21 protein-coding genes are annotated in these 22,613 nt (G+C 74.6%); 12 read left to right on the top strand and 9 right to left on the bottom strand.

Features of this window, described 5'->3' with window-relative positions; genetic code table 11:
* The first annotated feature begins 188 nt into the window (after positions 1 to 188).
* Positions 189 to 878, top strand: a complete 690-nt coding sequence (locus IG69_RS0113000; RefSeq protein ID WP_030528603.1) for a response regulator transcription factor — start codon at positions 189 to 191, stop codon at positions 876 to 878.
* Here the strand turns inward: IG69_RS0113000 and IG69_RS21115 are convergent.
* The gene (locus IG69_RS21115; RefSeq protein WP_051750538.1) at positions 847 to 2,226 is read right to left on the bottom strand and encodes a sensor histidine kinase; all 1,380 of its coding nucleotides are present in this window, start codon (positions 2,224 to 2,226) and stop codon (positions 847 to 849) included. The two genes, IG69_RS0113000 and IG69_RS21115, sit on opposite strands and share 32 nt — an antisense overlap.
* Before the next feature lie 99 nt (positions 2,227 to 2,325).
* Here IG69_RS21115 and IG69_RS0112990 point away from each other — a divergent pair, with 99 nt between their 5' ends.
* On the top strand, positions 2,326 to 3,312 hold the full coding sequence (locus IG69_RS0112990) for an aldose epimerase family protein (protein WP_051750537.1): 987 nt from the start codon (positions 2,326 to 2,328) through the stop codon (positions 3,310 to 3,312).
* Between the two features lie 143 nt (positions 3,313 to 3,455).
* Here IG69_RS0112990 and IG69_RS0112985 read toward each other — a convergent pair whose 3' ends face one another.
* The 3 genes from IG69_RS0112985 to IG69_RS0112970 all read right to left on the bottom strand — a co-directional run bounded on the left by IG69_RS0112985 (position 3,456) and on the right by IG69_RS0112970 (position 7,325).
* The gene (locus IG69_RS0112985) at positions 3,456 to 4,361 is read right to left on the bottom strand and encodes an NAD(P)-dependent oxidoreductase (RefSeq protein ID WP_281174737.1); all 906 of its coding nucleotides are present in this window, start codon (positions 4,359 to 4,361) and stop codon (positions 3,456 to 3,458) included.
* A gap of 79 nt (positions 4,362 to 4,440) precedes the next feature.
* The gene (locus IG69_RS0112975) at positions 4,441 to 5,496 is read right to left on the bottom strand and encodes a 2,3-butanediol dehydrogenase (RefSeq protein ID WP_030528600.1); all 1,056 of its coding nucleotides are present in this window, start codon (positions 5,494 to 5,496) and stop codon (positions 4,441 to 4,443) included.
* Positions 5,493 to 7,325, bottom strand: a complete 1,833-nt coding sequence (locus IG69_RS0112970) for a flavin-containing monooxygenase (protein WP_030528599.1) — start codon at positions 7,323 to 7,325, stop codon at positions 5,493 to 5,495. Before IG69_RS0112970 ends, IG69_RS0112975 begins: the two co-directional genes overlap by 4 nt.
* Before the next feature lie 192 nt (positions 7,326 to 7,517).
* On the opposite strand from IG69_RS0112970, the gene IG69_RS0112965 reads away from it, so the two are divergent.
* Positions 7,518 to 8,720, top strand: a complete 1,203-nt coding sequence (locus IG69_RS0112965) for a GAF domain-containing protein (RefSeq protein WP_030528598.1) — start codon at positions 7,518 to 7,520, stop codon at positions 8,718 to 8,720.
* A 101-nt stretch (positions 8,721 to 8,821) separates the two neighbouring features.
* On the opposite strand, the gene IG69_RS0112960 is transcribed toward IG69_RS0112965, so the two are convergent.
* Both IG69_RS0112960 and IG69_RS0112955 read right to left on the bottom strand, forming a co-directional pair.
* Entirely contained in the window at positions 8,822 to 9,574 is a 753-nt protein-coding gene (locus IG69_RS0112960) for a ferredoxin reductase (RefSeq protein WP_030528597.1), read from the bottom strand.
* A gap of 13 nt (positions 9,575 to 9,587) precedes the next feature.
* The gene (locus IG69_RS0112955; protein ID WP_030528596.1) at positions 9,588 to 10,196 is read right to left on the bottom strand and encodes a sulfite oxidase-like oxidoreductase; all 609 of its coding nucleotides are present in this window, start codon (positions 10,194 to 10,196) and stop codon (positions 9,588 to 9,590) included.
* 140 nt (positions 10,197 to 10,336) lie between these two features.
* On the opposite strand from IG69_RS0112955, the gene IG69_RS0112950 reads away from it, so the two are divergent.
* The 6 genes from IG69_RS0112950 (at position 10,337) to IG69_RS0112925 (ending at position 15,846) form a co-directional block, all read left to right on the top strand.
* Positions 10,337 to 11,197 carry an SDR family oxidoreductase gene (locus IG69_RS0112950; RefSeq protein WP_051750536.1) on the top strand — a complete coding sequence of 287 codons (861 nt, stop codon included), beginning with the start codon at positions 10,337 to 10,339 and terminating at the stop codon, positions 11,195 to 11,197.
* 433 nt (positions 11,198 to 11,630) lie between these two features.
* Entirely contained in the window at positions 11,631 to 12,293 is a 663-nt protein-coding gene (locus IG69_RS0112945; RefSeq protein ID WP_030528594.1) for a hypothetical protein, read from the top strand.
* A gap of 75 nt (positions 12,294 to 12,368) precedes the next feature.
* Positions 12,369 to 13,325 (top strand): ABC transporter ATP-binding protein, encoded by a 957-nt coding sequence (locus IG69_RS0112940; RefSeq protein ID WP_030528593.1) that lies wholly within the window; start codon positions 12,369 to 12,371, stop codon positions 13,323 to 13,325.
* Entirely contained in the window at positions 13,318 to 14,223 is a 906-nt protein-coding gene (locus tag IG69_RS0112935) for an ABC transporter permease (RefSeq protein ID WP_051750535.1), read from the top strand. The genes IG69_RS0112940 and IG69_RS0112935 overlap by 8 nt, the downstream gene beginning before the upstream one ends.
* A complete protein-coding gene (locus IG69_RS0112930) occupies positions 14,220 to 15,134 on the top strand; it encodes an ABC transporter ATP-binding protein (RefSeq protein WP_030528591.1) in 915 nt (304 codons plus the stop codon). The genes IG69_RS0112935 and IG69_RS0112930 overlap by 4 nt, the downstream gene beginning before the upstream one ends.
* Positions 15,135 to 15,138: 4 nt before the next feature.
* Positions 15,139 to 15,846, top strand: coding sequence for an ABC transporter permease (locus IG69_RS0112925; RefSeq protein ID WP_030528590.1), 708 nt, complete (start codon positions 15,139 to 15,141; stop codon positions 15,844 to 15,846).
* A 38-nt stretch (positions 15,847 to 15,884) separates the two neighbouring features.
* On the opposite strand, the gene IG69_RS0112920 is transcribed toward IG69_RS0112925, so the two are convergent.
* The 3 genes from IG69_RS0112920 to IG69_RS0112910 all read right to left on the bottom strand — a co-directional run bounded on the left by IG69_RS0112920 (position 15,885) and on the right by IG69_RS0112910 (position 20,149).
* Positions 15,885 to 16,175 carry a hypothetical protein gene (locus tag IG69_RS0112920; RefSeq protein ID WP_030528589.1) on the bottom strand — a complete coding sequence of 97 codons (291 nt, stop codon included), beginning with the start codon at positions 16,173 to 16,175 and terminating at the stop codon, positions 15,885 to 15,887.
* A gap of 214 nt (positions 16,176 to 16,389) precedes the next feature.
* Positions 16,390 to 17,727, bottom strand: coding sequence for a hypothetical protein (locus tag IG69_RS20300; RefSeq protein ID WP_036830011.1), 1,338 nt, complete (start codon positions 17,725 to 17,727; stop codon positions 16,390 to 16,392).
* A 1-nt stretch (position 17,728) separates the two neighbouring features.
* Positions 17,729 to 20,149, bottom strand: coding sequence for a zinc dependent phospholipase C family protein (locus tag IG69_RS0112910; RefSeq protein ID WP_030528588.1), 2,421 nt, complete (start codon positions 20,147 to 20,149; stop codon positions 17,729 to 17,731).
* Between the two features lie 149 nt (positions 20,150 to 20,298).
* Here IG69_RS0112910 and IG69_RS0112905 point away from each other — a divergent pair, with 149 nt between their 5' ends.
* The 3 genes from IG69_RS0112905 to IG69_RS0112890 all read left to right on the top strand — a co-directional run bounded on the left by IG69_RS0112905 (position 20,299) and on the right by IG69_RS0112890 (position 22,083).
* Complete coding sequence (locus IG69_RS0112905) at positions 20,299 to 20,499, top strand: DUF4177 domain-containing protein (RefSeq protein ID WP_030528587.1); 201 nt, start codon at positions 20,299 to 20,301, stop codon at positions 20,497 to 20,499.
* A 232-nt stretch (positions 20,500 to 20,731) separates the two neighbouring features.
* Positions 20,732 to 21,328, top strand: coding sequence for a biotin transporter BioY (locus tag IG69_RS0112900; protein ID WP_030528586.1), 597 nt, complete (start codon positions 20,732 to 20,734; stop codon positions 21,326 to 21,328).
* A gap of 158 nt (positions 21,329 to 21,486) precedes the next feature.
* Positions 21,487 to 22,083 (top strand): FGGY-family carbohydrate kinase, encoded by a 597-nt coding sequence (locus IG69_RS0112890; protein ID WP_030528585.1) that lies wholly within the window; start codon positions 21,487 to 21,489, stop codon positions 22,081 to 22,083.
* The last annotated feature ends 530 nt before the right edge of the window (positions 22,084 to 22,613 follow it).

Below are 22,613 nucleotides of genomic sequence, written 5' to 3'. Positions count from 1 at the left end.
AAGATTCCCCCACAACGGAAGACGCCCGGGAGCTGCGTGCAGGGGGTTCGCAGCTCCCGGACGCCGGTCCGAGGTCCGGAGCGCCTCTCGGCCGACCGGACCCGAGTACTGTACCTGACGTCCGGAGCGTCCGACGACGCGCGGGGGGTAGGGTCCCGCAGCACGACGACCGCACGGAGGGAGACGCGATGAGGCTGCTCCTCGTCGAGGACGAGAAACCCCTGGCCGCGGCGCTGGGCGACGCCCTGCGCGAGGCCGGCTGGGTCGTCGACCATGCCGAGGACGGCATGGAGGGGCTGCGGCTCGGCCTCTCCAGCCAGTACGACGCCCTCGTCCTCGACATCATGCTGCCGGGGATGAACGGGTACGACGTCCTCAAGCACCTGCGCCACCAGAAGGTGTGGACGCCCGTGCTCATGCTCACCGCCAAGGACGGCGAGTTCGACCAGACCGACGCCTTCGAGCTCGGCGCCGACGACTACGTCACCAAGCCCTTCAGCACCCCCGTCCTCCTCGCCCGGCTGCAGGCCCTGGCCCGGCGCGGCGCGCCCGAGCGGCCGGTCGCCCTCCAGGCGGGTCCGCTCAGCCTCGACCCCACGACCCGGCGGGTGACCCGCGAGGGGCAGGAGATCCAGCTGACCGCCCGCGAGTACGCGCTCCTGCACCACCTGATGCGCAAGGTCGGGCTCGTCCAGAGCAAGGCCGAGATCCTCGAGAACGTCTGGGACTCCGACTACCCGGGCGCCGACAACGTCGTCGAGGTCTACATCGGCTACCTGCGCCGGAAGATCGACGCGCCCTTCGACACCAAGGTCATCGAGACCGTGCGCGGCCTCGGCTACCGGCTCAACCCGACGGAGCCTGCACCGGGAGCCTGACCGCGAAGCGGCACCATCCCTCGGGGCTCTCGGTGGCCTCGACCGTGCCGTCGTGCGCCGCCACGACCTCGGCGACGATGGCCAGACCGAGGCCGGTGCCGCCCGTGCCGCGGGTGCGCGAGTCGTCGAGGCGCACGAAGCGGTTGAAGACGCGGTCGCGGTCGGCCGGCTCGATGGGCGGGCCGTCGTTGTCGACGGTGAGCACGGCGGCCTCCCCGTCGTGGCCGAGCCGGACGCGGACGACCTCGTTGCGGTGCCGCTCGGCGTTCTCGAGGAGGTTGCGCACGACCCGCCCGAGCCGCGCGGGGTCGCCCTCGAGGCGCACCGGCTCGACGGCGACCGAGACGGGCATCCCCCGCGCCCGCAGCGCCCCGGTCTCGGCGAGGACGACGTCGTCGAGGTCGATCTCGGCGCGGTGCAGGACCATCGCGTGCTCGTCGGCGGAGGCGAGGGTCAGCAGGTCCTCGACGAGGACGGCCAGGCGGTCGACCTCGGCGGACGCGCGGGCCGCGGTCGCCTGCCGGTCGGTGCTCGGCCGCTCCTCGGCGAGCCGGTCGAGGAGCACCCGGATCGTCGCGAGCGGGCTGCGCAGCTCGTGGCCGGCGTCGGCGACGAACGCCCGGCGCGAGGCGTCGGCGGTGTGCATCCGCTCGAGGAGGTGGTTCATCGTCTCGGCGAGGCGGGCGAGCTCGTCGCGCCCGGCGGGCACCTCGAGGGCCGGGCCGGGGGCCGGTGGCGCGCCCGAGGCGGCGACGGCCTCGACCTGGTCGCGCATCCGCTCGACGGGGCGCAGGGCCTGGCCGACCGCGAAGGTCGTCACGGCGCCGAGGAGGGCGATGAGCCCGACGGCGCCGATGAACGCGAACTCGGTGGACTGCCCGAGCGCGGTCGTCTCGACACGGGTCGGCACCCCGACGAGCAGCGTGTAGTGCTCGTTCTCGGGCGAGGAGGCGTCGGCGGTGGCCACGACCCACGCGCCCTCGGGCAGCCCGGTGACGTCGCTGACCTTCTCGACGCGCACGGAGTCGCCCTCGGGCTCGACCCGGAGCAGCGGCGTCGTGGGGGCGCCGCCCGTCGCGGCGACGACCTCGCGGGTGCGCGGGTCGACGACCTGGACGACGCGGTTGCCGTCGAGGACGGCGTGCGTGCCGATGAGGTCGCTCACGCCGTGCACCGCGAGGTCGGCGCGCAGCTCGACCACCTCGGCGCGCGCGACGTCCCGGGCGGAGGCCTCGAGCACCTGCCCGAGCGAGAGGTAGACGATGCCGGCGAGCGCGGCGCTGATGAGCAGGACGACCGGCATCGTCAGGGCGAGGATGCGGCTCCTCAGGCCGAGCCGGACGCGCATGCGGCGAGTCTAGGCGGGCGCGCCGACGCCCCGCCCGGCCGGAGCGGCGGCCCGACCCACCCGCCTCTCAGGAAGCGCCGCACCGGGCAGGATGGCGCCGTGAGCGCTCCCTCCCGCACCCTCGTCCTGCGCAGCGACCGGCTGGCCCTCGAGGTCCTCACCGCCGGGGCCGCCGTGCGCCGGCTGACCCTCGACGACGGCGGCCCGGTCGACCTCGTCCTCGGCCACCACGACCCCGGCACCTACGTCGCGGACGGCGGCTACCTCGGCGCGACCGTCGGCCGCTTCACGAACCGGCTCGGCGGCGGCCGCGTCGTCGTCGACGGCACCGAGCACCGCGTCCCACCGAACGACGGCGCCAACGCGCTGCACGGCGGGCCCGAGGGCTGGGACCGGCGCACCTGGGAGGTCCTCGAGGAGGCGCCGTCCCGGGTCGTGCTCGGGCTGGTCAGCCCGGACGGCGACCAGGGGCTGCCCGGCGAGGTGACCGCGCGGGTCACGTACGAGGTCGCCGGCGACGAGGTGCGGCTGCACCACCACGCGACGACGACGGCCGCCACCTACCTGGGGATGACCAACCACGCCTACTTCGCGCTCGACGACGCCCCGGACGTCCTCGACCACCGCCTCGAGGTCGACGCGTCGTCCTTCACCCCGGTCGGCCCGGACCTGCTGCCGACGGGCGACGTGCTGCCGGTCGACGGCACGCTGTTCGACCTGCGGCAGGCGCGACGCATCGGTGACGTCCTGGCCCTCGACGACGAGCAGCTCGTGCGCGGCGGCGGCCTCGACCACAACCTCGTCGTCGACGGGGCGGGGATGCGGCGGGCCGCCCGGCTCGTCGGGGCGAGCGGCCGGTGGGTCGAGGTGCACACCGACCGCCCGGCGGTGCAGGTCTACACCGGGGCGCACTTCGACGGGTCGCTGACCGGCCTCGACGGCCGTCCGCTGCGCCGGTCCGCCGGTGTGGCGCTCGAGACGCAGGGCTTCCCGGACGCGGCGCACCATCCGGCCTTCCCCGACGCGACCCTGCGCCCCGGCGAGGTGTTCGAGGCCCGCACCACCTGGCGCGTCGGCCGCTCCTGACGAGGCGACCAGCGCCCCCGTCGGGGTCGAGGGCGGAAGCGGCTGCCTGCGCTACCGCCGGCGCACTCGACCCGGGCGCCTGTCCGGGGCGAGGGCGGAAGCGGCTGCCCCGGCGACCACTTCCGCACTCGACCCGAGGAGGGTCAGGGGAAGACGGTACGGACCGCGGCCATGTCGTCGGCGCCGTGCCCGGCTCCCGACGCCTGCGCGAAGAGCTCGTGCAGGACGTGGAGCAGTTCGGTCGGGAAGCCGGCCGCCGCGCCCGCCGAGACCATGAGGCCGAGGTCCTTGACGACCCCGTCGACCTCGAACGAGGGCGTCCAGTCCTCCGCGAGCATCGCCCCGCCCTTGACCTTCGCGTAGGGAGCGAAGACCGGGCCGCCGTCGATGGCCTCGAGGAACAGCGCGGGGTCGACCCCGAGCGCGCCGGCGAGGGCGAGCGACTGCGCCGTCCCCGCCGTCAGCAGTGCCACCCACGCGTTGCACGCGAGCTTGAGCGCGCTCGCCGCCCCGACCTCGTCACCGGCCACGACCGACCGCGACCCGATGGCCTCGAGCACCGGAGCCACCCTCTGCCTCAACGCCTCCGGGCCCGAGAGCAGCACGACCAGCGCGCCCTCCTCGGCCGGCTTGCGCGTCCCGAGGACCGGAGCGTCGAGCACCCGCCCGTCACCGACCTCGGCCACCCGCGCGGCCCCCTCGACGCCGACGGTGCCGCACTGCAGCCAGACGGCGTCCTCGCGCAGGTGCGCGACGACCTCCCGGCCGACCTCGACGGTCGCGTCCGCGTCGAAGAGCATCGTCACGACGACGTCGGCGTCGTCCGCGGCCTCGGCCACCGAGCCGGCCACCGTCGCGCCGTCGGCGGCGAGCGGCTCGGCGCGCTCCGCCGTGCGGTTCCAGGCCACGACCTCGTGCCCCTCGCGCAGCAGGCTGCGGACCATCCCGCTGCCCATGATCCCCGTCCCCAGCACCGCGACCCGCACGTCGTTCCTCCATCGTCCGTGGCGGCGCCGACCGGTCGGTGGCGCCGCCTCCCACCCTGCCACCGCGCACCCCTCCCGCGGCCGGGGAGGGACCGGCCGCGGGAGGGGGCGTCGGGGGGCGCGGTCCGGCGCGCCCTCCCGATCAGGGGTGGACGAGGATCTTGACGTTCTCCTCCTTGTTGTCGACGAGCTGCCGGAAGCCCTGCTCGACGATGTCGCCGAGGTCGATCCGCCCGGTGATGAACTGGTACGGGTCGACCTTGCCGTCGCGGACCATGGCGATGGTCGCCGGGTGGTCGTCGCAGTAGGCCAGGCTGCCGAGGACGTCGACCTCGCGGAAGACGAGGTCGTTCATCGCCACCGACGCCTCGTGGCCCCAGATCGCGACGTTGACGCAGCGGCCGCCGGCGCGGGTCGAGCGGATGGCCGTCGCGAGCACCTGGTCGAGGCCGGCGCACTCGAAGGACACGTCGGCGCCGCGGCCGTCCGTGATCTCCATGACCGCCTCGACGACGTCGGCGTCCCGCGGGTCGACGACGTGGTCGGCCCCGGCGACGAGCGCCTTCTCCTTGCGGGCCCGCGCCGGCTCCACGACGAGCACCTCCTCGACGCCGACCGCCTTGAGGCAGGCCGTCGTCACGAGGCCGATCGGCCCGGCGCCGAACACGAGCGCGGAGTGCTGCGGCTGCGCGCCCGAGAGCCGCACCGCGTGGTAGGCGACGGCGAGCGGCTCGATGAGCGCGCCCACGTCCGTCCCGAGCTCCCCGAGCGGATGGACCCAGCGGCGCTCGGCGACGACGAACTGGCTGAAGCCGCCGCCGTGGCCCGAGAGCCCGACGAATCCCAGTGTCGCGCAGACGTTGTAGCGGCCCTGCCGGCACGCGTCGCACCGCCCGCAGATGATGTACGGCTCGACGACGACCCGGTCTCCGACCGCGAGGTCGGTCACGCCCTCGCCGAGCTCGGCGACGACGCCGGCGAACTCGTGGCCGAGGGTGATCGGGGCCGACTCACCGGTCAGCGGGTGCGGCGCCTCGGCCGTCGGCGCGAAGATCGGGCCGTCGAGGTACTCGTGCAGGTCGGTGCCGCAGATGCCGCACCACTCGACCTCGACCTTGACGGTGCCCGGCCGGGTCGCCGGCTCGGGGACGTCGTCGACGCGGATGTCGCCGCGGGCGTGGAAGCGGGCGGCCCTCATGACGTGTGGTTCACCTCCTGCAGCCGGTACACGGGGGTGTCGAGGCCCTCGAAGCGCGCCTTGAGCTGCAGGGCGAGGAACTGCGAGTAGTGGCGCGACTGGTGGAGGTTGCCGCCGTGCATCCACAGGTTCGGCACCTGGGTCGGCTTCCACATGTTGCGCTGCTCGCCCTCCCAGGGCCCGGGGTCCTTCGTCGTGTCCGAGCCGAGGCCCCAGCACTTGCCGAGCCGGTCGGCCGTCTCCTGGTCGATGAGGTCGGCGACCCAGCCGTTCATCGAGTTGTAGCCGGTGGCGAAGACGACGAGGTCGGCGGGCAGCTCGGTGCCGTCGTCGAGCACGACCGCGTCCTCGGTGAGGCGCACGACCTGCCCGTGGGCGAGCTTGACCTCGCCGTCGGCCACGAGCTCGGCGGCGCCGACGTCGATGTAGTAGCCGGACCCGCGTCGCAGGTACTTCATGAAGAGGCCGGAGCCGTCGTCACCCCAATCGAGCCAGAAGCCGGCCTTCTCGAGGCGGTCGTAGAAGTCCTTGTCGACCTCGGCCATCTTCTCGTAGGCGGGGATCTGGAACTCGTGGAGGATCCGGTAGGGCAGCGACGCGAAGATCATGTCGGCCTTCTCGGTCGTCACCCCCGCCGCGAGCGCCCGCTCGGAGTAGAGGTCACCGAGGCCGTACTCCATGAGGCTGTCGGACTTGACGATGTGCGTCGAGCTGCGCTGCACCATCGTGACGTCGGCGTCGTTCTCCCACAGGGCCCCACAGATGTCGAACGCGCTGTTGTTGCTGCCGATGACGACGGCCTTCTTGCCGCGGTAGGCGTCCGGGCCGGGGTGCCGCGAGGAGTGGTGCACGTCGCCGCGGAAGACGTCCATCCCCTCGACCTCGGGCATCCGCGCCTTGCCGCTCATGCCCGTCGCGAAGACGAGGTGCGTCGGGCGCAGCGTCAGCGGCTGCCCCTCCTTCTCGACCTCGACGACCCACTCGCCGGCCTCGTCGTTCCACGTCGCGCTCCTGGCCTCGGTGCTCGACCAGTACGGCACCTCCATGACCTTGACGTACGACTCGAGCCAGTCGCCGATCTTGTCCTTCGGGGCGAAGACCGGCCAGTTGTCGGGGAACTTGACGTACGGCAGGTGGTCGTACCAGACCGGATCGTGCAGGCAGAGCGACTTGTAGCGCCCGCGCCACTGGTCGCCCGGCCGCGGGTGCTTGTCGAGGACGAGGCTCGGGACGCCGAGCTGCCGCAGCCGCGCCCCCAGGGCGATGCCGCCCTGGCCGCCGCCGACGACGAGCACGTAGGGCTGCGTCGTCGAGCCGAGCGACTCGGCCTCCTGCTGGCGCTGCTCCTTCCACGTCGTGCGCGAGCGGTCGGCCCCGTGCTCGGCGCCGCGGACCCGTCGGGTGCCGCGCGGCTCCTCAAAGCCCTTGAGCTCGTCGAGCGACGTGAGAAAGGTCCAGGCGCGGTCCTCGCCGTCCTCCTCGACGAGTCGCACGAGGCCGCTCCCCCGCCCGGTCGAGGTCTCGAAGGTGAACCACGCGGTGACGACGCCGCCGTCCTCGGTCGCGGGCTCGCTCGTCGCGAAGCCCGAGGCCGCGGTCCGCTCGGCGTTGTGGGCGAGCAGGTCGCGCACGCCGTCGGGGTCCTCGACCGTCGTGAGGTTCCACGTGAACGACACGAGGTCGCGCCAGAAGCTGCGCGTCGCGAACATCCCGGCGGCGCGGTCGAGGTCGCCCGCGGCGAGGGCCTGCTCGAAGCCGAAGAGCCACGCATCGGCCCGGGCCGGCGCGCTCCCCTCCTCGGTCGTGGTGCGCTCCAGGGTGTCGGTCATGGGGGCTCCTGTCGTCCGCCGCGCGTCCTCGTCGACGCGCGCTGATGGGGCACAGGACAGCAAGCGGACGGCCGCCGCGGGAAGCGTTGCAGCGCGTTGCATCCCCACCCGGTTCGACGGGGCGCGCGTCGGCGCGGAGGGCTAGCCTGTGGCCATCGCCCGGCGGCGCCGCCGGGGGGTGAGGAGCCGACGATGACGTCGTACCGCGCCGGGAGCGCCGTGGCCCCGGGCACCGACCTCGGGCAGCACGCCCGCGCGCTGCGCCGCGTCCACGACGCGGTGATGGGCGGCTCGGCCCCGGTCGCGCCGGTCCGGCCGGTCGTCTCCCGCTCCTGGCGCCGCACGCTCGGCTTCGGGCTCGACCCGACGCACGCCAACGCCCGCGACCCGCTGCCGCTCGGCGAGGTCGAGCGCCGCCGCCGGGCCTCCCCGCTGCGGCTCGTCGTCGACGAGATCCGGGCCGTGCTGACGTCGGTCGCGGACGCGTCGCGGTTCATCGTCGTCGTCACCGACGCCGACGGCATCATCCTCTGGCGCGAGGGGTCGCCCGGGGTGCTGCGCACCGCCGACACCCTCGGCTTCTCGGAGGGCGCCGTCTGGACCGAGGACCACGTCGGCACCAACGCCATCGGCACCGCCCTCGCCGAGCAGGCGCCGGTGCAGCTGTTCTCGGCCGAGCACTTCGAGGAGGGGCAGCACCCCTGGTACTGCACCGCCTCCCCCGTCCACGACCCCCGCACCGGCGCGATGCTCGGCGTCGTCGACGTGTCGGGCCCGGCGCTCACCCTCCACCCCGCGCTCATCGCCCTCGTCGACACCGCGACGAAGCTCGCCGAGGCCCGGCTCTGGCGCCACCACGAGCAGTCGCTCCAGCGTCTGCGCCGCTCGGCCGAGCACGTGCTCGCGACGACGCACGGCCCGGTCCTGCTCGTCGACGACGACGGCTGGGTCGCGCACCACAGCGGCGTCCTCGTCCGCGACCGGATCGCGGCCCCCCGCGAGAACCTGCCCCTCACCGTGCCGGGGCTCGGGCTGTGCCTGCCGGAGCGGCTCGGCGAGGGCTGGCTCGTGCGGCCCGACGCGCAGGCGGCCGTCCTGGTGGCGACGCTGCGCACCGTCGGCGGCGAGGCGCTGCTCGAGGTGAGCGGCGGGGACGACGGCGGCTGGCGGGCCGCGCTCACGCCGCGGCACGCGGCCATCGTCCGGCTGCTCGCCGCGGCCGGTCCCGACGGGCTGACGGCCGCGGCCCTCAGCCGCTCGCTGTTCGGTGACGAGGAGCACCAGGTGACCGTCCGCGCCGAGGTCAGCCGGCTGCGGCGGGTCGTCGGGGCCATCGTCGCGGCGGCGCCCTACCGGGTCGCCGAGGGCGTCCACCTCACCTGCGACCCCCGCTGACCCTCCTCCTCACCGCACTTCTTGGGAGTTGAGCCGCTCGACGCGCCGTCCGGCGGCGGGTCGGGCGGCGGAACTCGCAAGAAGTCGGTACGAGCGACGGGTCAGGAGGAGGGGCCGAAGCGCTCCGTGCGGATGGCGCCCGAGTCGTGGCCCTGGTCGATGAGGATGCCCCCCGCCGCCTCGACGAACCCCGACGGCCCGCAGACGTAGACGACCGGCGGCGCCGGGAACGCGTCGACCGCCGGCAGGTCCTGCGGCCGCAGCCGCCCCGGCTCCCGCGCGTCGTCGGGCAGCCCGCCGCGCGTGTAGAGCCGGTCGACCCGTAGGCCCGGCGAGGTGCGGGCGAGCGCGAAGAGCTCGTTCGTGTAGATGACGTGGTCCGGCGTGCGCGCCGAGTAGACGAGGTGGAAGGGCTGGACGGCCCCGACGCGCGAGCGGTGCCTGACCATCGCCATGAGGGGCACGACCCCGCTGCCGCCGGCGACGAGCAGCACCGGCTCCGGCATCTGCTCGTCCCACCGGAACCAGCCGCCGATCGGGCCGCGCACCTCGAGCTCGTCGCCCTCCCGGGCCTCCCCGACGAGCCACGGCGACACCTCGCCCTCGGTGACGAGCTGCACGGTGAGCACGAGCCGGCCCGCCTCGGGCGCCGACGCGACGGAGTAGGTGCGGGTGGCGGTGTAACCGTCGTCGGCGGTGAGCCGGACGTCGACGTGCTGACCGGCGTGGTGCCCCGGCCAGCCGGGGACGTCGAGGACGACGGTGCGGGCGGTACGGGTCTCGAGCCATGCGTCCTCGACGCGGGCGCGGTACCAGGGCATGGGCAGCGGCGGGGAGGACCACGCGACGGTCATCGGGGCCCCGGCCTCAGTCGCCGACGTAGCGCTGCTCGCGCCACGGGTCGCCGTACTCGTGGTAGCCGAGCTGCTCCCAGAACCCGGGCCGGTCCTGCGCGAGGAGCTGCAGGCCGCTCACCCACTTCGCCGACTTCCAGAAGTACAGGTGCGGGACGAGCAGCCGCGCCGGGCCACCGTGCTCCGGTGCGAGAGAAGCGCCCTCGTACTCCGTCGCGATCCAGGCGCGTCCGCCCCGCAGGTCGGCGAGCGGCAGGTTCGTCGTGTACCCGCCGTGCGCGTGGACGAGCACGTGCGTCGCGCCCTGCGTGCCGACGCCGGCCGCCGCCAGCACGGCCTCCACGTCGACCCCGCGCCACGAGGTGTCGAGCTTGCTCCACTTGGTCACGCAGTGGATGTCGGTGCGCACGTCCTCGACGGGGAGGCGGTGCAGGTCGGCCCACGACAGGATGCCGCTGCTGCCGTCCACGCCCTCCACCCGGAGCGTCCAGTCCTCGCGCCGGACGACCGGGGTCGGTCCCGCCGAGAGCACCGGGAAGTCGCGCTCGAGGTACTGGCCGGGAGGGATGCGCGGGTCGCCGCCGGAGCGCCGGCCGACGAAGCCACGGGTGACGATGTCCACGGGCCCATCGTCGCAGCCCGGGTGACGCACCAGACACTGTGACCCCCGAGACGTCCGGCCGCCGTCCGACCCCGCCCTTCCTAGGCTCGGAGCAGGAGCCCCGGGTTCCGCCGCGGGGCCGGTCGGGAGGCAGGACTGCCATGGCTCGGACGATCGTGGTGACGGGGGCGGCATCGGGGATCGGGCAGGCGCTCGCGGCGCTGCTGACCCGTCGCGGCGAGCACGTCGTCGCGGTCGACGTCACGTCCGGCGACGTCGTCGCCGACCTCTCGACCCGCCGGGGCCGGGACGACGCGGTCGAGGGCGTGCTCGACGAGACCGGCGGCCGCATCGACGCCGTCGTCGCCAACGCCGGTCTCGCGCTGCCGGTCCGCGAGACGGTGGCGGTCAACCACTTCGGCGCGGTCGACCTCCTCACCGGCCTGCGCCCCTCCCTCGCCGCCTCCTCCCGCGCCCCTCGCGCGGTCGTCACGTCGTCGATGGCCACGCTGCTGCCGGTGCACGCGCCGCTCGTCGAGGCCTGCCTGGCCGGCGACGAGGACCGCGCGCTCGCGCTGGCCGCGGAGCTGGAGGCGGCCGGGCCGCAGGCCGCCGCGACCATCTACCCCTCCAGCAAGCGGGCGCTCTCGCGCTGGGTCCGGCGGGTCGCGCCGCTGCCGGTGTGGGCCGGGGCCGGCATCCCCCTCAACGCGGTCGCCCCGGGCGTGGTCCGCACCCCGATGACCGCGGCGATGACGGCGACGGCCGACGGGCGCGCCGCCCTCGACGCCGTGGTGCCCATGCCGCTGGGCGGGTACCTCGAGGCCGGGCAGGTCGCCGCGCTGCTCGCCTGGCTCGTCTCCGCGGAGAACACGCACGTCTGCGGCCAGACCGTCCACGTCGACGGCGGCTCGGACGTGCTCCTGCGCGGTGACGACGTGTGGTCGTGGCACGACGCGGACCCCGGGACCCTGTCCCCGAGGACCGGCGTCGCGACGACGCACGTCCCGGTCGCGACCTGAGCCGGGCCCCTGCCCCCGTCTCCGTCCGACCGGCGGTGGGCCCGGGACACCACCGCCCCGGGCCCGGTCGCCTGACCGAACCCTGACCGACTCCGGGTGTTCGCCTGACCTGCGACCCACCGGGCTGCCCCTAGCGTGGGCGCGCCGGTGGACGACGGGGTCCGCCGGCGTCGCGGTGACCACCACCGGGTCATCCCCTCGACGCGGCGGGTGGGTGCCAAGCCACCGGGGCCTCGGCACCCACCCGTCGTGCTGTTCCTGAGCGCCCGCTGACCTCGCGATTTGGGGCGGCGGGCGGCCCCGTGGCTATCGTGGCTGGGTTGTCCACCCCCGGACGGAGAGACCCGTGACCTGCCCCGAGTGCGGCGCCGCGGTACACCCCGCGGACCGATTCTGCTCCCTCTGCGGCACGACGCTGCCGCGAGACCACACCATGCCGACGACCCCGCCGGCCGACGACGCGACGACCACCGAGCTGCCCGTGACGGCGGCCCGTCCGACCCCGGCGGCGCCCGCCGGGGCGCCGGTCCCGGCCGCGGCCACCGTGCCGTCGGCCCCCACGGCGGCGCCGGTCGCCGAGCCCGACGACGCCCTCCTGCTCGGCGGGCGCGCGTCCGACGAGCCCCCGGCCGACCGGCGCACGGGCTGCCTCGGGATGGTGGCCCTGGCCCTCGTCGGCCTGCTCATGCTCGCCGGGATGCTCTGGTTCTTCGGCAGTGACGGCGACGAGGACTCCAGCGTCGCCGCCCCCTCGGTGTCGAGCTCCGCGTCGGCCTCCGACGAGGCCCCCTCCCCCGAGGAGACCGCGTCCGACGCCCCCTCGGACGGTCCGACGCCCACGCAGCGGGCCTCGACGGCCAAGGAGTGCGGCACCGTCGACGGCGCGACCGCGTGGAGCGGCAACGAGGTGACGTCGTGCGACTTCGCCACCGAGACCGCGCAGGCGCTCATGGCGTCGTCGGCCGACCTGCCGGCCACCGTCACGGCCCGCTCGCCGGTGACCGGCCGCGACTACGAGATGCGCTGCGAGAACACGACCCCCGTCGTCTGCCGCGGCGGCACCGACGCCCTCGTCTACGTCGACGTCCCGAACTGACGTCGACGGGATCACCGCACCCCCTCCACCCTCTCCTCACCCGGGCCCGGACGACCCCGGGCTAGGGTGAGGCGGGTGGAGCCGGTCGTACGCACCGAGCGCCTCACCAAGGACTACGGTGCGGTGCTCGCGCTCGACGCCCTCACCCTCGACATCGGCCCCGGCACGACCGGGCTGGTCGGCGCGAACGGCGCGGGCAAGTCGACCTTCCTCAAGATCCTCCTCGGCCTCGTCCCCGCGACCGGCGGCCGCGCCGAGGTGCTCGGCCATGACGTCGCCACGGAGGGGGCGCAGGTCCGGGCCGCGGTCGGCTACCTCCCCGAGCACGACTGCCTCCCCCCGGACGTCAGCGCCAGCGACTTCGTCGTCCACCTCGGGATGATGTCGGGGCTGCCGCGCGTCGCCGCCCGCGAGCGCGCGGCCGAGGTGTTGCGCCACGTCGGCCTGGCCGAGGAGCGCTACCGCCCGATGGGTGGCTACTCCACCGGGATGAAGCAGAAGGCGAAGCTCGCCCAGGCGCTCGTCCACGACCCTCGTCTCGTGCTGCTCGACGAGCCGACGAACGGTCTCGACCCCGCCGCCCGCGACGAGATGCTCGGTCTCGTCCGCCGGATCGGCCACGACTTCGGGATCGCCGTCATCGTCACCTCCCACCTCCTCGGCGAGCTCGAGCGGGTCAGCGACCACGTCGTGGTCCTCGACGGCGGCACCCTGCTGCGCGCCTCGCGGACCGACGAGTTCCTCGACGCCACCGGCGCCCTCCTCGTCGAGGTGCTCGGTGACGACGCACAGACGCGGATGGCCGACGCCCTCGCCGCGGCCGGCGTGCCGGTGGTCCGCCGCGGGTCGCTGCTCTCGGTCGACGCCGCCGACCGGGGACCTCGGGACGTGCGCGACGTCGTCCGCGACACCGCCGCCGAGCTCGGGCTCGGGCTCGTGCGGATGCAGGCCGACCACCGCCATCTCGAGGACGTCTTCGCCGACCCGTCGGACGCCGCCGTGCACGACGAGCCCGGGGTGCCCCGTGGCTGAGTCGACGAGCCCCCGCGGCACCGACGACGCCGGCCGCAGCGTCATCCACGACCTCGGCTACCGGCCCTACACCGGGCCACGCCTCGGCAGCACGGCCATCGCGCGCTCGCTCGTGCTCACCGGCTTCCGCAACGCCTTCGGCCTCGGGCGCTCGGGCCGCTCGAAGGTGCTGCCCTTCCTCCTGCTCGGGCTCAACCTGCTGCCCGCCCTCATCGTCGCGGGGATCATGGCCTTCGTCGGCCTGGACCGGCTGCCCATCGGGTACGCGCAGTACGCGTCGACGACGCAGGTGCTGCTCGGCGTCTTCGTCGCGTCGCAGGCGCCGGTGCTCTTCTCGCGCGACCTGCGGCACGGCACGATCGCGCTCTACCTCGCCCGGCCGCTGCCCTCGGCCGCGTACGCGGTCGCGCGCTGGCTCTCGCTCCTGCTCGCCACCCTCGTCTTCCTCGTCCTGCCGGTCGTCATCCTCTACGCCGCGGCCCTGCTCACCGAGCTCGACGTCTCGGACCAGACCCGTGAGGCCGGGGTCGCGCTCGGGCTCGCGGTGCTCCTCGCGCTGTCGCTGGCCGGCGTCGGCGGGATCATCGCGTCGTGGTCGACGCGGCGCGGGTTCGCGGTCGTCGCGACGATCGCCTTCCTCGTCATCGCCAACGGGGTGGTGACGGCGGTCCAGGGCATCGCCGACGGCGAGGGCAGCACCCGCGTCGCCGAGGTCGCCGGGCTGTTCTCCCCGTACTCGCTCTACCGCGGGCTGATGGGCGCGTGGACCGACGCCGACACCCTCGCCCCACCGACCGGCGCGGGGATGGTGGCCGCGTACGTCGTCGTCCTCGTCGGCCTCTCGGCCGCCTGCGTCGGCGCCCTCGTCGCGCGCTACCGCCGGGAGGCGAGCGCATGAGCACGCTCGTCCTGGACCAGGTCTCGCGCTGGTACGGCAACGTCGTCGCCGTCAACGGCATCTCGATGAGCGTCGGTCCCGGCATCACCGGGCTGCTCGGGCCGAACGGCGCCGGCAAGACGACCCTCATCGCCCTCATGTCGGGCTTCCTCGCGCCGTCGGCCGGCACGGTGACGCTCGACGGCACGCCCGTGTGGCGCACGACCGACGTCTACCGGCACCTCGGGCTCGTCCCCGAGCGCGAGGTGAGCTTCGGCTACCTCACCGGCCGGCGCTTCGTCCTCGCCAACGCCGAGCTGCACGGCCTGCCCGACCCCGGCGCCGCCACCGAGCGGGCCCTCGAGGTCGTCGACATGGTCGAGCCCGCGGCCCGGCGCATCGGCACCTACTCGAAGGGGATGCGCCAGCGGGTCAAGCTCGCCTCCGCCCTCGTCCACGACCCGTCGGTGCTCCTCCTCGACGAGCCGTTCAACGGCGTCGACCCGCGCCAGCGCCTCCACCTCATGGCGCTGCTGCGCCGGATGGGCGCCGAGGGACGCACGGTCCTGTTCAGCTCGCACATCCTCGAGGAGGTCGAGCAGGTCGCCCGGCAGATCGAGGTCGTCGTCTCCGGGCGGCACGCGGCGTCCGGCGAGTTCGGCGAGATCCGCCGGCTGATGACCGACCGCCCGGTGCAGTACGTCGTCTCGGCGGACGACGACCGTCGCCTCGCCGCCTGCCTCATCGCGGAGCCGTCGGTCGTCGCGGTGGCGCTGCGCCCGGACGGCGGGGTGTCGGTGTCGGTGGCGGACTTCGGCGCATTCGCGCTGCGCCTGCCCGCCGTGACGCGCGAGCAGGGGCTGCGGCTGCTCGAGCTCGCCCCCACCGACGACTCGCTCGAGAGCGTGTTCTCGTACCTGGTGGAGGGATGACCCGGTGAACCGCACGCTCTTCGCCCTCTCCGCGCAGGCCGTCGTCGGCCGGCGGCGTGGTGTCGTGCTGCTCCTGCTGCCGCTGGCGCTCGTCGGCCTCGCGGTCGTCGTCCGCCTGCTCACCTCGGACGCCGTGGGCGTCGAGGCCACGGTCGGTCTCGGGTACACGCTCGCGCTGCCGCTCGTCGCGCTGCTGGCCGCCACCGCCGTGCTGGGCCCGGAGGTCGACGACGGCTCCATCGTCTACCTGCTCGCCAAGCCGGTGAGCCGGCACACCATCGCGCGCAGCAAGTTCGCCGCCGCCTGGCTGACGACGACGGCCCTCGGCGCCCTCCCGCTCGCCGTCGCCTCCCTCGTCCTCGACTCCGCGCACCCGGGGCGCGCCCTCGCCCTCGGCGCGGCCGGGGTGGTGGCGGGCACGGTGTACACGGCGCTCTTCCTGGGCCTCGCCGCGCTGACCCGCCACGCCGTCGTCGTCGGGCTGCTCTACACGCTCTTCTGGGAGGGCGTCATCGGCTCGGTGCTCAGCGGCGTCAAGTGGCTGTCGGTCGGCGCGTGGGGCCGCGAGGTCGGACACGCGGTCGACGACCTCGTCGACGCGGGCGGCACGGGGCTCGGGTACGCCGTCGTCGCGGCCCTCGTCGTGAGCGTCGGGTCGGTGTGGTTCGCCGGTGACCGCCTGCGCTCGTTCACCCTCCGCGGCGACGAGTAGCGCTCCGGCCCAGGCCGTCGCGTCGTCCGGGCAGCGCCCTACTCGATGACCTCGGAGCGCGCCGGCGTCGTGGGCTCCGGGACGTCCTCGTGCTCCTCGGTGAAGGGCGAGACGACGTAGGGATTGCCGGCCATCAGCTCGGTGACGACCGAGTCGACCCAGGGGCCGGGCATCCCGACGACGCCGACGGCGGTCAGCCGCTCGACGAGCCGGTCGGCGACGAGGGTGGGGTCCTCGTGGGGCCCTTCCTCCGCGAGCCGGTCGACGACCTCCTGCACGGCGAGGTCGTGCTCACGACGTTCGGCCAGGCGGTCGGCATCGGCATCCATCGGGTGGTTCCTCTCGGTCGGCAACCCCCCGAACCTACGTCTGCGCCCGGCACCCCAACCGCGCTGCGCCGCACCGATCCCCCGGCCGTCGAAGGCTGTCCCGGCCGTTCTCCCCGCGACCTGCGCGGATCGCGGTGCGGTCGCACCCGGATCCGCGCAGATCGCACGGACGAGAGCCGGCTGACGGTGCCGGGCCCCCGCGTCGGCCTCCGCTTCAGCCGAGGAGGACGAGGGAGTAGCCGCCGGTCTCCTGTCGCTCGGGGTCGGTGTGCGCCAGCTGCAGCAGGTGCGCAGCCGGTCCGCCCTCGGCGAGCGCCCCCGCCAGTCCGCCTGCCGTGAGGTCTCCGACGTCCCAGAGGCGCACGAGACCCTCGAGCAGGGCGTCACCGGGCTCGCCGTCGACGAGCACCCCGATGCGCTCGGCGTGCTCCGGCGCGAGCTCCTGCGCGAGTCCCGCGACGTCCACCGCGACGGGGTCGCGGCGGCCCCGGCGCGGCTTCCCGCCGTCGCGGCCGACGAGCCCGAGCTCGGTCGCCAGCGCGACGACCCGCTCGCTGTCGGCGAGGAGCCAGCCGCCGCGGGTGCGCAGCATCGTCGCGAGGTGCTGCCCGGTCGGCGTGGCGACCCCGTGGCGCAGCGCCTTCGGGGACGGCGGGAGCAGCCGCTCGGGCACCCCGAGCCCGGTCTCCGTGTCGCCGAGCACGCCGCGTACCAGCGGCCCCACCGTGGCCCCGCCGTGCACCAGCTCGAGCGTGCCGGTGACGCGCGAGCCCAGTATCCACAGCAGCTGCTTGGCGTCGTCGCTGCCGGCGAGGATCGTCAGGTTGCGCTGTCCGACGTGCCGGTCGGCGTTGGCGTCCAGCACACCCGACCACGGGTCGAGGGGGCACGACACGGACGCCAGGAGGCACTCGTGGCCGGTCAGCGTCTCGGGGATGTCCCAGGTGCGGTCCAGCTCGACGACCGCGACGGCGCCGGGGCGGGTGCGGTCGTCGAGGCCGACCATCGCACCCCCGATGAGCTGCGGCTGGTAGGCCGGCCCGGTCGCGCCCCCGAAGAAGCCGGGGTCGACGAACCAGGCGCGCACGTGGACCCCGACCGCCGGCAGCAGCCCGAGGTTCCAGACCCGGACGAACACCCGGTAGCGGCGCCCGGCGGTCGGGCTGCCGACGAGCTGCGTCGGGTCGAAGGGGCCGGTGGCGGCGGCGTCCATGAGGAGGATGTCCGGGGACTGCCAGCACGGGACGGGCGGCCAGACCGGCCGCGCCCCGCGGTCGCCGGGGCTCGCCGCGCGGACGAGGAGGTAGGGGTAGACGTCCTCGCGCCGGGGCCGGTGCTCGCGCCCGATCTCGGCCGCGAGCTCGCCGGCCTCTCGGGCGAGGTGGTCCGAGGGGGTCCAGCCGTCGGCGAGGTCGCCGCTCGGCCGCGTCGTCGCGCCGACCGAACCGGCGGGGTCGGCGCCCCGCTGGGCGGCGTCCTCCTTCTCGGTGAGGACCGGGTGCTGCTCGTCGTCCCGGCCGTCGCGTCGCGGGCCGGTGGGGGTGGTGGTCATCTCATCGCTCCTCGCCGAGGTGGCGCTGCCACTCGAGGTCGGTCACGGGCTCGTGCTCGGACGGCTTCCCGCAGCGCCGGGGCCCGGCGCCGGGGAGGTAGTGCACGTCGAGGTCGTGCGTCTCGACGTACCAGCGGCCCGGGTGCGTCGGGCAGTCGTGGTCGGCGTGGAAGAGCTGCGGCGACGTGCACGGCATCCGGTACCCGTAGTCCTCCGTGCCGACCGGCGTGATGTCGGGCACGCAGGGCACTGTCGAGCGGTTCCAGTCCCAGCAGTGCCAGGCGTAGCCGCGGTCGGAGTCGAGGTTGAAGTCGGGCACCGAGAGCTCCGGCTCGCCGCTCTCGGCGGCCATCCGGCCGACGAGGTAGAGGCCGTAGTCGACCGGCCCACCGAGGTGCTCGTCCTGCGGGAGCCGGACGTCGAGCACGGCGGCCGTCTCATCCGGGCTCGACGCCGCCTCGAGGTCCGCCCGGGCGCCGTCGTCCCCGGTGAGGCCGGAGAGCAGGACGGTCGAGTCGGAGCCGACGACGTAGGGGCCGACGTGCGTGGCCGGACCCTCCTGCGCCACACCGGCTCCCGCCTGGTTGCGCAGCGGGTAGCGCCACGGCGCCACCCACTCCGAGGGCTTGAGCTCGTCGCCGGGAGGGTCCGCCGCGTACCGCAGCGGCGAGGTGAGCCCGAGGGCGCCGGCGAGGTCGGGCCTACCGATCGCGGACGGGAGGTCGCGCACGATGCCGCGCGGGTAGGCGTGGTCGAGCGCGTGCGCCGAGTGCGAGGTCAGCCGGCCCGACGGCTCGGTGACCGGCGGCGGCGCGGTCGGCAGACCGAACGGCGCGTCGAGGGCGGAGCCGATGTCGTACGTCCCCTGACGCCCGAGCGTCGTCAGGCCCGTGTTGACCTCGGCGGGCTTGGGCATCGCGAAGCCGGACATCACGAGGGCGCGCCGGGCGAGCAGGTAGAGGTTCCAGGCCGGGACGATGACCGCCCAGTAGACGACCTCGCGCGCCGGGAAGGTCGTGACGTCGACGATGAGGCTCGGCAGGATCGTCGCCAGCCAGAGCACCACCTGCGCGAGGTACACCGCCCACGCGAACAGGGCGAGCAGGAGGTCGAGCAGGCTGAAGGAGTCGTCGTCGTCCACGTCGGCGCCACGGCTCGGGTCGTCGTCGATGCCGGAGCCCCCGCCGCCGGGCGGCGTGGGGAACGAGTGGTCGGTGAAGACCGACGGGGGCGGCGGCAGGCGAAGGCTGATGGCGTCGCTGCCGGTCATCTTGAGGTAGCGGTAGACGATCTCCCACATCTGGTTCATCGCGGCCTCGTTGGGGCGCCCGTCGGGCTGCCCGGTGCCGGGGTCGGTCGCCGAGAAGGGCGGGTCCTGCAGGAGGATGTGCGGGCCGTCGGCGCCGTAGACCTCGTGCATCGCGTCGAGGAGGCCCTCGACGAGGTGGCCCGGCAACGGCCCGCTGTCGAGGTCGAAGAAGGCGCGCCGGGCGGCGGTGGCCGTCGGTCCGTCGCCGTCGTCGTACGCGGGCAGGCCGGCCCAGTGGTCGTAGGCGGGGGCGTCGTCGCGACCGTTGTAGGGCGCGTCGTCGCGGTGGCGGAAGGCGATGCGGAAGTGCAGCGCCGACGTGCCGTACTCGCCGTACAGCGGTCCGGGGTGGCGGGCGTCGTAGTTCTCGGAGTCCATGTGGTTCTCGACGAGGTGGTGGCGCTGCCAGTGGTCGCGGTAGGGCCCGCCGGACTTCGCGTTCGTGAAGGGATGGCCGGTGACGTCGGTGGCGCAGTGGGACATCCAGCCGACGGCGAAGGCGATGCGCGCCTGCGCGTCCTTGCGCTCGTCGTCGGTGGTCGCGGCCGCGAGCGCCGCCTGCGCCTGCGAGAAGAGGACGAACGGGAACTGGTAGGTCCGCCGGTAGTGGAACATGTCCGACCAGTAGAAGGCGTCGTCGCCGTAGCCCTGCGGCACACCGGAGGTCAGCACGCCGAACCAGTCACCCATCTCCGCGAGCAGCCCCTTGAAGGCGGACATGATCGCCGACGTCAGCTCGTCGAGCACCTGGGCCAGCTGCGTCGACAGCCCGCCGGTCAGCTGCGACGCGAGCTGCGCGTTGTTCGTCGAGATCGGGTCGATCCACTTCTCCCACTTCGCGACGAACTCCGCGTCGACGACCTCCCACACGTCGAGAGCCCACTGCACGACCTGCCGGATGACCTGGCCGGTCGTGTCCTTGAAGTCGGGCAGCAGGTAGAAGAGGTCGGGGCCGAGGGCGCCGAGCGCGAGGTAGTTGCGCCAGGTGTGGCAGTGCTCGCCGATGACCCTCGCCTCCGGCTCGCTGACCGCGAACCCGGGTGGGACGGTGCCGTCCCGCAGCAGCCGGGCGGTGTCGTGCGCCGCCTCGAGGTGTACGTACCAACCGGGCATGTCCGCTCCTTCCCACCGACGACGGGTGCCGTCGGCGGGAGGAGGGGCGGACCGCCCCCGGTGATACGTCGGGGCTGACCCGGGTCTGGGCGGAGAGGCACCCGCGCCGCTACGGTCGGAGGCGTCCGTCCGCGACGAAGGGATGCACCGTGCCGTACCAGTACAAGGTCGTCGAGCTCCGCGAGAAGATGATCGGCGGCAAGATGTCCGGCGACCGCCTCGAGAAGGTCCTCAACGAGCACGCGGGCCAGGGCTGGCAGCTCAAGGCCATCACGAGCGCCGACGTCAAGGGCCGGATGGGCCCCGGCGGGGTCGAGGGCCTGCTCGTCACCTTCGAGCGCCCGATCTGACCGCGGCCGCCGCGGGTCGAGGTGAAACCGACCACCAGAAGGTCGTCCTTCACCTCGAACGCCGCGGACGCTGCCGGGTCGAGGTGAAACCCGACCACGAGAAGGTCGTTTTTCACCTCGAACGCGGTGGATGCCGACGGGTCCGGGTGTCTCACTGGTCACCCCGCTGCGCCGCCGCGCGCCGGGGTCGGCAGGATGGGGGCAGCCCCGCCCCTCGAGACACGGAGACCCGATGACCGCCCTCGCCACCCCGATCCGCCCCGTCCTCGCAGAGGCCGTCCTGCCCCGCGCGTTGACCCGCACCGGGGTCACCGTCGGCCTCGGGGCGCTGTTCACCGCGCTCGCCGCCCAGGTGGCGATCCCCGTGCCGGGCTCCCCCGTGCCGGTGACCGGGCAGACCTTCGCGGTCCTCCTCGTCGGCGCGGCGCTCGGCCCCGGCCGCGCGGTCGCGAGCATGGCCCTCTACCTCGTCCTCGGGGTCGTCGGCCTGCCGGTCTTCACCGACGGCTCGCACGGGGCGCACGTCGTGGTCGGCGCGACCGGCGGCTACCTCGTCGGCTTCCTCGCCGCGGCCGCGGTCGCCGGGCTCGCGGCCCGTCGCGGCCACGACCGCTCGGTGCCGCGCCAGCTGCTCGCGGCCGTCGCGTCCTCGCTGACCATCTACGCCTTCGGTGTCACGTGGCTCTCGCTCTCGACCGGGATGTCGCTCGCGACCGCGGTCGCCGTCGGTGTCGTGCCCTTCCTCCTCGGTGACGCGCTCAAGGCGCTGCTCGCCGCCGGCGCCCTGCCCGCCGCGTGGCGCCTCGTCGGCGCGCTCGAGCGCGACTGACCACCGCCACCACGGCACGACGACGGCGCCCTCCCCCTCACCGGGAGGGCGCCGTCGCCGTCTCCGCCGGGTCGGCCGGGTCGGACCAGGACACGAGCGGGGGGAGCACGACCTCGCCCGTCGAGGCCCGGGCCAGCGCCGCCATCAGCTCTCGCGCGGTGGGCGACAACGGACGGTCGCGGTGCCGGACGAGGCGGACCTCCCGGCGGACGACCGGCTCGACCAGCGGCCGCCACACGAGCCCGGCGAAGGCGACGAGCGGCAGGACCAGCCCGGGCGCCGGCGAGCGGACCCCGATCTTCGACACCCGCGCCCGTGGCGTCCTCGTCGGGCTCACGCTGCGTCACCGCCGCGGCCATCTGTTCCGTGCGGCGTACGAGGGCATCGCCTTCGGCATCCGGCAGATCCTCGAGCTGCTCGACTCCCCCGAGAACCCGGTCGAGCGCCTCGTCGCCGTCGGCGGCGGGACGCAGGGCGGTCTGTGGACGCAGGTCGTCAGCGACGTGACCGGCCGCCCGCAGCACCTGCCCCGGCAGACCATCGGGGCGGCCTACGGCGACGCGCTGATGGCCGCGCAGGGTGTCGGCCTCGTGGCCCCGGACGCCGACTGGGCGAGCCTCGACCGCGTCGTCGAGCCGGACGCCACGCACCGAGGGCTCTACGACGAGCTCTACGCCGCCTACACGTCGCTGCACCCGGCGACGCGTGAGCACCAGCACCTGCTGGCCGACCTCCAGGCGGGCCCCGGCTCCTGACGTCGGTCACGAGGCGGGCCAGCCGGTCGGCACGCGTCGTCCGGCTGCTGTCGTTCGCCCCCGCATCTGACGCAACCGGGACGAGCGGTCGTGGGCGGCCGCTCGTCCCGGTTGCTCCGAGTGCTGGGGCGACCGGCAGGGGTGCGAGGGACGGATCGCGCGAGCCGGTGCCCCCGCCTGGACGGGTCGAGGTATCCGGCCACCTCGGGAGAAGGGCCGGATACCTCGACCCGCTGGTTCAGCCCGCGGTTCGAGGTGAAAGGGGACCGTCAACCGGTCGGGTTTCACCTCGACCCGCTGGTTCAGCCCGCGGTTCGAGGTGACGAAGGACCATCAGCCGGTCGGGTTTCACCTCGACCCGGCCGGCGGTCCGGAGTGGTGCTCCCGCGCGGCCGGGGCCCGACCCGCGGGCCGGGCCCCGGGGGCCGCAGGTGAGGGGTGGGAGGTGGTGACGCCGCCGCTGCAGCCCGACCGGTGCTCCGGCCGGGGGTGGCTCGTCACCCCCGGCCGGGCGGTCGGCGTCACCACCT

It is taken from the genome of Phycicoccus jejuensis (assembly GCF_000720925.1).
Classification (GTDB): Bacteria; Actinomycetota; Actinomycetes; order Actinomycetales; family Dermatophilaceae; genus Phycicoccus; species Phycicoccus jejuensis.
The sequence above is the reverse complement of the archived record's forward strand: the minus strand, read 5'-3'. Positions and strand labels throughout refer to the sequence as shown.

What these genes read in the sequence shown, in the direction of transcription:
- IG69_RS0113000 (WP_030528603.1), top strand. Translation starts at nt 189, where the DNA reads ATGAGGCTGCTCCTCGTCGAGGACGAGAAACCCCTGGCCGCGGCGCTG.
- IG69_RS21115 (WP_051750538.1), bottom strand. Translation starts at nt 2,226, where the DNA reads ATGCGCGTCCGGCTCGGCCTGAGGAGCCGCATCCTCGCCCTGACGATG.
- IG69_RS0112975 (WP_030528600.1), bottom strand. Translation starts at nt 5,496, where the DNA reads ATGAGGGCCGCCCGCTTCCACGCCCGCGGCGACATCCGCGTCGACGAC.
- IG69_RS0112970 (WP_030528599.1), bottom strand. Translation starts at nt 7,325, where the DNA reads ATGACCGACACCCTGGAGCGCACCACGACCGAGGAGGGGAGCGCGCCG.
- IG69_RS0112965 (WP_030528598.1), top strand. Translation starts at nt 7,518, where the DNA reads ATGACGTCGTACCGCGCCGGGAGCGCCGTGGCCCCGGGCACCGACCTC.
- IG69_RS0112960 (WP_030528597.1), bottom strand. Translation starts at nt 9,574, where the DNA reads ATGACCGTCGCGTGGTCCTCCCCGCCGCTGCCCATGCCCTGGTACCGC.
- IG69_RS0112950 (WP_051750536.1), top strand. Translation starts at nt 10,337, where the DNA reads ATGGCTCGGACGATCGTGGTGACGGGGGCGGCATCGGGGATCGGGCAG.
- IG69_RS0112945 (WP_030528594.1), top strand. Translation starts at nt 11,631, where the DNA reads ATGCCGACGACCCCGCCGGCCGACGACGCGACGACCACCGAGCTGCCC.
- IG69_RS0112930 (WP_030528591.1), top strand. Translation starts at nt 14,220, where the DNA reads ATGAGCACGCTCGTCCTGGACCAGGTCTCGCGCTGGTACGGCAACGTC.
- IG69_RS0112920 (WP_030528589.1), bottom strand. Translation starts at nt 16,175, where the DNA reads ATGGATGCCGATGCCGACCGCCTGGCCGAACGTCGTGAGCACGACCTC.
- IG69_RS20300 (WP_036830011.1), bottom strand. Translation starts at nt 17,727, where the DNA reads ATGACCACCACCCCCACCGGCCCGCGACGCGACGGCCGGGACGACGAG.
- IG69_RS0112910 (WP_030528588.1), bottom strand. Translation starts at nt 20,149, where the DNA reads ATGCCCGGTTGGTACGTACACCTCGAGGCGGCGCACGACACCGCCCGG.
- IG69_RS0112900 (WP_030528586.1), top strand. Translation starts at nt 20,732, where the DNA reads ATGACCGCCCTCGCCACCCCGATCCGCCCCGTCCTCGCAGAGGCCGTC.